General features: G+C 30.5%; 10 protein-coding genes and 1 pseudogene. 7 read left to right on the top strand and 4 right to left on the bottom strand.

Annotated elements, in window-relative coordinates:
• The 6 genes and pseudogenes from ACEW8E_RS10285 to ACEW8E_RS10260 form a co-directional block, all read left to right on the top strand.
• Positions 1 to 259 (top strand): annotated as a pseudogene (locus tag ACEW8E_RS10285) (photosystem II D2 protein (photosystem q(a) protein)); the annotation flags it as partial.
• Between the two features lie 317 nt (positions 260 to 576).
• Positions 577 to 1,941 carry a diguanylate cyclase domain-containing protein gene (locus tag ACEW8E_RS10280; RefSeq protein ID WP_373480256.1) on the top strand — a complete coding sequence of 455 codons (1,365 nt, stop codon included), beginning with the start codon at positions 577 to 579 and terminating at the stop codon, positions 1,939 to 1,941.
• A 77-nt stretch (positions 1,942 to 2,018) separates the two neighbouring features.
• Positions 2,019 to 2,840 (top strand): Cof-type HAD-IIB family hydrolase, encoded by an 822-nt coding sequence (locus tag ACEW8E_RS10275; RefSeq protein ID WP_373480255.1) that lies wholly within the window; start codon positions 2,019 to 2,021, stop codon positions 2,838 to 2,840.
• A 354-nt stretch (positions 2,841 to 3,194) separates the two neighbouring features.
• The gene (locus ACEW8E_RS10270; RefSeq protein WP_373480254.1) at positions 3,195 to 3,617 is read left to right on the top strand and encodes a beta-lactamase hydrolase domain-containing protein; all 423 of its coding nucleotides are present in this window, start codon (positions 3,195 to 3,197) and stop codon (positions 3,615 to 3,617) included.
• A gap of 57 nt (positions 3,618 to 3,674) precedes the next feature.
• Positions 3,675 to 3,917 (top strand): thioredoxin family protein, encoded by a 243-nt coding sequence (locus tag ACEW8E_RS10265; RefSeq protein ID WP_373480253.1) that lies wholly within the window; start codon positions 3,675 to 3,677, stop codon positions 3,915 to 3,917.
• Positions 3,918 to 4,046: 129 nt separating this feature from the next.
• Positions 4,047 to 5,042 carry a permease gene (locus tag ACEW8E_RS10260; protein ID WP_373480252.1) on the top strand — a complete coding sequence of 332 codons (996 nt, stop codon included), beginning with the start codon at positions 4,047 to 4,049 and terminating at the stop codon, positions 5,040 to 5,042.
• A gap of 181 nt (positions 5,043 to 5,223) precedes the next feature.
• Here ACEW8E_RS10260 and ACEW8E_RS10255 read toward each other — a convergent pair whose 3' ends face one another.
• Entirely contained in the window at positions 5,224 to 6,675 is a 1,452-nt protein-coding gene (locus tag ACEW8E_RS10255; protein WP_373480251.1) for a family 10 glycosylhydrolase, read from the bottom strand.
• Between the two features lie 231 nt (positions 6,676 to 6,906).
• Between ACEW8E_RS10255 and ACEW8E_RS10250 the strand changes: the two genes are divergently transcribed.
• Positions 6,907 to 7,215: a hypothetical protein gene (locus ACEW8E_RS10250; protein ID WP_373480250.1), complete on the top strand. Its 309-nt coding sequence runs from the start codon at positions 6,907 to 6,909 to the stop codon at positions 7,213 to 7,215.
• A 155-nt stretch (positions 7,216 to 7,370) separates the two neighbouring features.
• Here ACEW8E_RS10250 and ACEW8E_RS10245 read toward each other — a convergent pair whose 3' ends face one another.
• From ACEW8E_RS10245 to ACEW8E_RS10235, 3 genes are all read right to left on the bottom strand, one after another.
• Positions 7,371 to 8,774 carry an ATP-binding cassette domain-containing protein gene (locus ACEW8E_RS10245; protein WP_373480249.1) on the bottom strand — a complete coding sequence of 468 codons (1,404 nt, stop codon included), beginning with the start codon at positions 8,772 to 8,774 and terminating at the stop codon, positions 7,371 to 7,373.
• Positions 8,775 to 8,871: 97 nt separating this feature from the next.
• Positions 8,872 to 9,273 carry a hypothetical protein gene (locus ACEW8E_RS10240; protein ID WP_373480248.1) on the bottom strand — a complete coding sequence of 134 codons (402 nt, stop codon included), beginning with the start codon at positions 9,271 to 9,273 and terminating at the stop codon, positions 8,872 to 8,874.
• Positions 9,274 to 9,298: 25 nt separating this feature from the next.
• Complete coding sequence (locus tag ACEW8E_RS10235; RefSeq protein WP_373480247.1) at positions 9,299 to 9,751, bottom strand: hypothetical protein; 453 nt, start codon at positions 9,749 to 9,751, stop codon at positions 9,299 to 9,301.
• Between the last annotated feature and the right edge of the window lie 295 nt (positions 9,752 to 10,046).

The raw sequence follows: 10,046 nt of genomic DNA, 5'->3' as shown, positions 1-10,046 counted from the left end.
ACATTTCTTCATGTTATTTGTACCTGTAACTGGTTTGTGGATGAGTTCTATTGGTATCGTTGGTTTAGCTTTTAACCTCCGTGCTTACGATTTCGTATCACAAGAGTTAAGAGCGGCAGAAGATCCTGAATTTGAAACTTTCTACACCAAAAACATCCTATTAAACGAAGGTTTACGCGCATGGATGGCGCCTCAAGATCAACCCCATGAAAAATTTGTATTCCCTGAAGAAGTATTACCTCGTGGTAACGCTCTCTAAATTTAAAGAGAATACTTAAGTCTAAGCCCCAATTTAGGGGCTTTTTTTTTGCCTCTATTTTTAAATAAAATCTAATTTTTTATATTTAATATCAATAAATTAATTAATTTGTTATTTTTTATACTTTTTAAACATACATTCTAAGGTAAAAAATAATTATATTTATTTAGAAATAAAGTATTTTTGAGAAGAATTAGTCACATAAAAAAAACTTGTTTATTATGTTATATTTTCTGGTTTAATTAAATATAGTTCCTGATCTGGATGATTGTGAAAACAGAATTAAGGATAGGTATAACCTAATTTTAATAATATTTATGAATCAATCCAGCAAATATAAAGGTAACATTCTTTTAATTGATGATTTATCGGACAATTTAGAACTATTCAGCGAATTATTGCTTTTAGGTTACAATGTCCGTAGCATCACAGTTTCAAAAATTAAATCTAAAACTTTAAGAATAAAGAATCAAGATGTAATTTTATTAAATATTAATAACCCTGAAATTAATTATTATCAAATTTGTGATTCTATTAAAAATTATAAACATTTAACTAATATTCCCATTATTTTTATTGTTAGTTTATATGATGTATTCGATAAATTAAAAGCCTTTGAAGTAGGAATTACAGATTATATAACTAGGCCATTTAATATGGCAGAAGTAGTAAGTAAATTAGAAACTCAGTTAACCATTAAAAGAGAAAGATATTCTTTAGAAGAAGAAGTAAAAAAAAGAAAACAAATAGAAGAAATCTTAAATCATTCAAGAGCATTACTTTTAAGTATTTTAAATAGTTCTTTAGATGGTGTTGCAGCACTACAATCTGTTAGACATCCTAAAACGAAAGAAATTAAAGATTTTCGTTGTTTAGTCGTTAATCCTATTTTTGCTAAACTTTTTAATCGTAGTCAAAGTGATATTATCGGAAAATTGGGATTTAAAAATTTAATTGCACAGATAAATATTGATTTTTTTGATGATTTTGTTAAGGTGGTAGAAAGTGGAGAGTCTTTGCAAACTGATTTTTATCATCCATTAGGAGAAACTTCTTGGCTTCAATTTGTAGCGGTAAAACTAGAGGATGGTTTCGCCCTCACCATTAGAGATATTACTCCAAGTAAAAAATTTGAGATTCAGCTTCAAGAAGGTAATCGCCAATTACAATTAATGGCTAATTTAGATGGATTAACTCAAGTAGCTAATCGTCGATGTTTTAATGATTATTTAGAGAAAGAATGGAAAAAACATTTACAACAACAAAATCCCATTACTTTGATTATGATTGATATTGACTATTTTAAACTCTACAATGATTTTTATGGTCATCAAAAAGGAGATGATTGTATTTATAGAGTTGCTCAAGGTATTGCGATGATTATTAAGCGCCCATCAGATTTAGTCGCCCGTTATGGGGGGGAAGAATTTGTTGTAATTTTACCCAATACTAAAATTGAAGGTGGTTTGATGGTAGCTGATTTAATTCAAAGTACTATTTCGTCTTTCTCAATTCCCCATGAAAAATCTACAGTGAATCCTTATGTTACTTTAAGTATGGGTGTTTCTTGTTTAATTCCTGATGGTAAAACAACCTCTAAGGATTTAATCTCAAAGGCGGATAAGGCATTATATAAAGCGAAAAATCAAGGGCGTAATCAAGTAATAAATGAAGAAAAATAAATTTATTTCCCTGATTTAATGTTAAATTATTAATAATTTCTGAACCTTTGTTTTATAAAAATAAAAATTATTAAATTATGAACAATATTAAAGTATTAATTTTAGATATTGATGGTACAATTTCAGGACAATCAAACCAAGTTAATGATCAAGTAAAAAAAGCCATTCAAGAAGTACAAAATAGGGGAATTAAAGTCGGATTAGCTACAGGGCGAATGTATCGTTCTGCATTACGTTTTTATCATGATATTAAGGCTAATTTACCAATTATTGCTTATAATGGTGCATGGATTCAAAATCCTGAAAATGGAGAAATATTGTTACATAATCCTGTTAATAAAAAACAAGCTCAAGAATTATTTACTTATTTAAAAACTAAACAAAATATTAATGATGATATTGAAATTCATTTTTATTTTGATGATCAATTATATGTTGAAAGAATCATAGAAAAAACTGATTTTTATATAAAAAGATCTGGAATTGATGTTAATATTGTGGAAGATTTAACTATTCTTTTACAGAATAATCCTACTAAAATTTTAGCTTCAAATCCTTCTCCTGAATTAATCTTACAAATGTTAAATGATTTAAAAAATCGTTATCAAGATGATGAATTATATTTAACTCAATCAAATCCTATTTATTTAGAAGCTACTCAAGCAAATGTTAATAAAGGTACATCTGTTAAATATTTGATAGAAAAAATACTTGGTTTTAAAGCAGAAGAAATAATGACCATAGGAGATAATTTTAATGATTATTCTATGTTAAAATATGCTGGTTTTAGTGTTGCTATGGGTAACGCACCTGAAGAAGTTAAAGCAATGACTTCTGCCGTTACTAATGACGTGGAAAATGATGGCGTAGCGGAAGCAATTATTAAGTATCTTTTATAGTTATTGTGATAATTTTTCTTCAAAACTCTAATCTAATCTATCAATTAAAATAGTAACCCAATTTTAAATATGTCGAGGAAAGTCATTTAATTATTAGGATAAAATTATATGTTTTATTCAATTAATTTTTAAGAACTTTTATCGACTCTAAATTATTTTTGATAGATGTAATAAAAACAAACTGTAAAATTATTCAATAAAATTTTAACACCTTAATCGAAAACTAATAAAAACGGTAATGACTAAACTTATATGAGATTAGATAATTTTAAAAAATAACCCTTGACATTATACCCTAGTATAGAGTTTATACTGAAAGTAGTTAAATAATTATCGATCAAAACTACTGTAATCATGTTTAAAAATATCACTGAAAACCTTGCTGTAGGCTCAATTACCGATGTAGAAACCCTAACCGAAATTCAGGAAAAAGGCTATAAAACCTTAATTGACTTATGCCCGTTAGCTGAAGGTAATAAACTAGATGAAGCCACCATGAAAAATTTAGGCTTTGATTATGTTAGTATTCCTGTATCTATGCAAACCTTGAATCAACAAACTCTCAATAGCTTTATTACGGCGGTTAAAGATTCTTCTCAACCTATTTATACTCGTTGTGCTTCCGGATTAAGAGCATCTGTTTTTACTTTAATTACATTAGCAATGCAAGAACATTGGACAGAGGAAAAATATCAAACGGAATTTAATACTTTAGGTTTACAGCATAAACCCAATTGTCCGTTAGCGGATTTTGCCCATACTTGCTTGACTGAATAAGTTAGTATGTAACTTCATTATACAAAAAAAATATTACTTTCACAAGGAGAAAAAACCATGTCAACTTTAACATTAGAAATTTTAGGCACAGGCTGTAAAAAATGTCAACAATTAGAAGCAAATGCCAAAGAAGCCGTTAAAAATCTAAACTTAACTGCCGAAATTAATCATATTACCGACACCATTGAAATAGCCACCAGAGGCATTATGTCAACTCCAGCCTTAGCCATTAACGGAAGAGTTGTTAGCACGGGTAAAGTGCTTACTCCAGAGCAAATTCAGCCTTTATTACAAAAATAAATTCTACGGTAGGTTGTGGTTAAAACACAACTTACATATTAGAAGTAATTTATCGTTAATTTTTTTTAATTCCTTAATTTACTAATAATAATTAAAGCACTTTGACTATTAATAAAAAATCATAAAATTATGTTTGATTTATTTTACCCTTTTGATTGGCTTTCTACTCAAATAGTGACTAAATTATTTGGTGTAAATATCGAATTTCCTCTCGGTTCAAGTTTACATTTCTTCTTTTATGATGTCCCAAAAGTATTAACTTTATTAGTAGTCATTAGCTTTATTATTGGCACATTTCAAAGTTTATTAGCACCAGAAAAAGTAAGAGCTTTTTTAGAAGGTAAAAGAAAACTAACAGGTAATATTTTAGCGGCGATGTTAGGGGCAATAACCCCTTTTTGTTCATGCTCTGCTGTACCTTTATTTATAGGCTTTTTAAAAGGGGGAGTACCTTTAGGAATAACCTTTTCTTACCTTATTTCTGCTCCTATGGTAGATGCCGTTGCCGTGTTTTTATTATTAGCTTTATTTGGTTTAAAAGTTACTTTAATTTACGTTATTTTTGGCATAACTTTAGCTGTAATAGCTGGTTATATTTTAGGGGTTTTAAAACTAGAAAAATGGGTTGAACCTTTTATTTGGGAATTAAGAAAACAAGCCCCTCAAAATGAGAATAATGAAGTGATAGAAAATGAATTTATCTCATGGGAAGAAAGAATGAAAATTGGTTGGTTTCAATCCTATGAAATTTTAAAATCTGTTTGGTTATATGTAGTAATTGGTATCGCTTTAGGAGCAGCAATTCATGGTTATGTGCCTACGGATTTTATCACTCAATACATAGGAAAAGATAACCCATTTTCAGTATTAGTAGCGGTTTTAGTTGGTGTACCTCTTTATACTAATATTGCTGGGGTTTTACCCATTGCCTCGGCGTTGGTAGATAAAGGAATGCCTATGGGTACAGTTTTAGCATTTACTATGGCAGTTACCGCCCTTTCTTTACCACAAATGATTATTTTGAAAAAAGTTTTACGCCCGAAATTATTAAGTATTTTTATCGGTTTAACTACTTTAGGAATTATTACCGTTGGCTATTTATTTAATGCCATTTTAACTGTTTAACCTTATTTTATACCCACATTCTACACGCCATCATGTAGTTTATAAAAAATAATATTTGGGCGTTGCTGAATTAAGGTATGATTTTTGGATAAAACCGTCAAATAATCAAAAAAAAAGCTATCGTTCAATTAAATCTTTTCAAGAATATATTTTATCTTGACGGTTTTTTTTGTTGAACAATTTATGGGGTAAATTGTAATAATTCATTGATGAGAATTGGTTCACCTGTTACATTAGTTGGATCAATACTTGAGTCAATAATAATGGGATTATTAGGAGTCACCGTCACCGTATTAGTCGGATTGGGCGTAACGGGATTAGTGGGAGTAACGGCATTACTCGGATTAATAGGATTTGTGGGTTTAGTGGCATTAATGGGATTAGAATTAGTTGGTTTAACTGGATTAACGGGATTAACGGGATTAGTAGGTTTAATGGGATTAACCTTTGCAATGCGACGGGATTGATAGGGAAACAGAGATTGAAAAGTAGATTTTCGCTCATTCCTCAACTCAGGATTTGTATTCCACATACTACCATAGAAAAAGAAAGCAATTCCTAGTCTTTCCTGTCGAACAGCTAAGGCTTTTTCCCTGACAAAATCAATGGGGGTAAGACGGTTGGGTAATCCCGTGAGAATGCCTATTCCTACAGGTATTTTTCCTTTCGCTTCCTTGATTTCAGGGTGACTAATTTCCCTCTGAAAAACGGCAAAATCCGATCGATATACTTGAATAATTAACTCATCAATCAAATCTTTTCTTACCCAATCTAACCAATCTTGCAAAAAAGAATTATAAGCTGTATGGTAAGGATTAGGGGAAATTGAGAGAATTTTATTCGGGTTTTGGGCTTTGATTGTTTGGTTAAGTTGTGCTACAAATTCCGTTAATTTATTCGCTCTCCAACGCATCCAATTGGCATCTTTGTAATTTTTGGGAGGCTCTAAGCCTGTTTCTTGTTTGTAAAGATTAGTTGTATAAGCATCATAACCAAGTTTTACGGGTAAACATAAATGATCATCAAATTGAATGCCATCAATGTCATAACTGTTAACGACTTCCATCACTAAGGCGGTGATAAATTTTTGGACTTCGGGATGGAAGGGATTAAGCCACACCACTTCCCCCGCCGCGCTATAGGTGGTTTGAGTGCCATCTTGGGCTTGAGTTAGCCAATTTGGATGTTTTAAGGCTAATTCTGAGGTAGGAGGCGCCATAAAACCAAACTCAAACCAAGGTAAAACTAACATCTTATAGCGATGTGCTTCTTCTATCAATTCCTTTAAAGGTTCTTGTCCTTGTAATCCTTTATGTACAAATGGTTGTATTTTTGCATCCTGTGCCACTTTACTCGGATAAAGGGCATAACCAGAATTCCACACTACAGGATAGATAGTATTAAAATGAAGGGAAGCAAGATTGGCGATCGCCTCTTTCATTTTGGGGCGATCAAGTAGTATATCAGTGTCGCTGGTAGTTAACCAAACTGCCCTCATTTCTGGGGTATTTTGAGACAAAACTGGAGCATTCCAAACACTGATTAGTAAGATACTGAAATAAGAAGCAAAAAACAAAGATAAAAGTTTCAATACACGCAAAGATAACCATTGAGGAAACAAAAAACTAATCATTGTATAGATTATTGTCTATAATTTAAGAAATGAAGATTTGCCTTATTCTATCAAAATCTTCGGGTTTTTGCTTTGAGTGTGAGATATTATCTTTATTCTTGGCTGAAAAAAGTCTGGTAAATATAACTAATGTTAGTTGTGAAAATAATAGAGTAGCAAAAAATAAATGTTATTATATCGAGGTATAGATTACTGAGAAAATCACTATTTTTTTGAATTTAAAAACTAAATATGAAAAGATTTAAGATAGTCGAATCAGAAAATAGTTATACATTGTACGAAAAAAATAGCTATTTTTTAATGGGTTTATTTAGTCTTCCTTTTGCCATTATATTTGGAATTTTGTTCTTTAAGGCAACGGCTGAATCTGCTGTATTATTTTATAACTTCTGCTTTTTAGTAGTTGGTTCCTTAACCTTTACAGGATTACTTTCTAATCGTTATAATTATGTAAAAATTTTTTATAAGAGCGAAGATTTACATAATTATATTGCTGAATTAAAATTAAAACAAAAACCAAAAATATACTTTTTAGAATGATAAAAAAGCTATAATTTTAAGTTATTAAAAAATCCTATATTAATTCTGCATAGTCTAAAGTAAATGATCTTTATCTATAATCGTAGGGTGGGCAATGCCCACCTTTTTTATTTCTCAAAATTCAACAACAACTTAGAAATTTGACAAAAAAATCATTATCGTTGAATAACTTTTTCTCTTTGATAAGACAAAACTGCTAAATAATAAAATAAAAAAGTAGCCCATATTAACCAAAGTATATTAAGAAAAATTAGACTGTCATTTCCATTATTGATTATCGATTCTACTAAGGTACGATAATGATAAAAAGGCAATAATACTAATAAATCTTTTAACCAAGAAAATTTATCAGGAATAGGTATCGGTAATAACCAACAAAGAAGTGGAATTAATAATAATGAATATCCTAAAATAGAATCAGCACTTTTTGGTTCGAGGAGAAAACCTAATGTAATTCCTAGTAAGCCAAAGGGAATAATGCCAATGATTAATACTGAAATAAGAGTAGATAAATTACTAATAACTTCAATATGTGCAACAGAGGTTATTAAAGTAAAATAAGTCACCGTAAAAACTCCACAAACTAAGCTAATGGCGGTTAATTTTGCCCCAATATATAAAGTAGCTGGTAATGGTGTTGCTTTTAGTAAATTTAACCATTTTTCTGATCGTTCTACCACAATTCTTTTAGCAAATCTATCAATAACAATTGTGAATAAAAATAGACCACAAATAGCAGTTAATGGTAATATTTGATTATCTGTCTTTCCTGATAATTTAACTAAAAATGGAAGGACAAAAGGAATCAAAAATATTCCTAATAAGTATAAGGGAGTGCGTAAAATTTGTACTACTTCAAAGTTAATTTGTTGGAAAAACATTTTTAAATAAGAGGGAGATTCTACTTGATTTAAAGAGTCAAAAGTGGTGATTTCTGTTGATGATATATCCTCAGAAGTTTCAGTTAATTGACTGTTACCAGAAACTTTAGAGTGTTTTGTTAAAGTAACGATTTTTGGCTTTAATATATCTAATTTTTCTTGATCAGATTTATTATTAGTTATCATTAGAATTGTTGTACCTTCTTCACGACATTTTTCAATCTGTTTCCAGAAGGCATTATAACCACTTTCATCTAAATTTCTGGTAGGTTCATCTAATATTAATAAAGTGGGATTTCCTACTAATGCTAAGGCAAAATATAACCTTTGTTTTTGTCCTCCTGATAAGTCCGTCGCCCAAGATTCTGCTTGATCTTCTAAATCAACTTTTCTTAAAACTTCTTCTACACTGAGAGAGTTAGTATAATAACTTTGCCATAACAAAATTAATTCTTTGACTTTAATATTACTTGGTATTTCCGTATTTTGCAGTACATAACCTATTTTCATTTTGGAAAGGGGATCTTGAGAAGATAAACCCATTAATTTAACTGTGCCATTCGTGGGTTTAACCAAGCCTAAAATTAAGTTTAATAAGGTAGTTTTTCCCGCTCCATTTTCCCCTTTTAACACTAAAAATTCACCTTGTTTGAGGTTTAAATTAATATTTTCTAACACCTCGTTAGTAGGAGAAAATATGTTTTTTCTGAATTTTTTAGATGCTTGTTCTATTTAGATTACATTCATATCAAATATTAAGGATAAACTATTATTTTTATAAAGAAATTTGCATTAATAACCAAATTCCTACGGCAATTCCCACCGCAGGAAGTAAAGACACTCCCATTGTCGTGGCGATCGCATAACCGGATATACCTCCAAGAAACGCCCACAAATTACCAGTTACAGGAGGAGGATCAATTTTACAATCTGGACTAAATAAACAGAGGATATGATCTCCTGAAAAAATTGATACAGTAGCAATAATAGCTACAAATAAAATTCCACCGAGAAAAATAGTTTTCAAGTTCGATGAAAAAGCGAATTGATGATTTTTTGTCATAAAATTTTCTTGTGGTAATGGAGGGGATAATTCTATTTTTTCCTTATCTGTTATGATTTTAGAAAAATTTGTTTGTGAAGGGGTAATGTCTTGAGACTGTGTTTCTGGTTTCATAGTAATTTACTGCGTTGATGAATGTTTAGTTTAAGTGCTCGACAATACTTTTAATGACAAAATAAGAACCTGCACCGATTCCTGCTACTAGCAACAAAGGCGCACCTGCGATCGCTAATCCAGCACCGACTATAATCGCAGCAGTTCCAGCTACCAGTTCGGGATTTTCTTTGGCAATATCAATTAAGGATTTTTTTTCGGGTGTAATTTTATCGCCATTGGTATTGTTACTTAAACCAGTCACTTTCCCATTATCATTAGTAGTTGAGCTTGTTCCATCTTTATCTGTAATAAGAGGAGGGTTATAACATATATCGGGAAGTTGACTAACTTGTATTAGTGGATAACAAGAGTGTTGAATTTTTAAGGTACTGTTAATCAAGAGGGGAGTCCAAATCAAAAATAGTAGAATCAGGGTGATTTCAACGGATTTAGTTCGAGCATTGGCAAAAATGTTCAGGAAAGAAGAAAAATTCATAGTTAGTGAAAGAAAACTATATAGTCAGAGAGTTGTAAAGTAACTCATGAGTAAACTTTATTAGTAAGATAATGAAATTCTACTATCTTTAGGAAAAGTTTAATTAACTATTTTTTAAAATATTGTTCATACTGAGATTGAGAGCTTGGTTTATAAGTATTTCTCCTAACTCCTAACTCCTAACTCCTAACTCCTAACTCCTAACTCCTAACTCCTAACTCCTAACTCCTAACTCCTAACTCCTAACTCCTAACTCCTAACTCCTAACTCCTAACTCCTAACTCCTAACTCCTAT

This window comes from Geminocystis sp., from assembly GCF_041753295.1.
In the GTDB taxonomy this organism is placed as follows: domain Bacteria; phylum Cyanobacteriota; class Cyanobacteriia; order Cyanobacteriales; family Cyanobacteriaceae; genus Geminocystis.
Note: the sequence above shows the minus strand (reverse complement) of the source record. Positions and strands in the feature narration are given on the sequence as shown.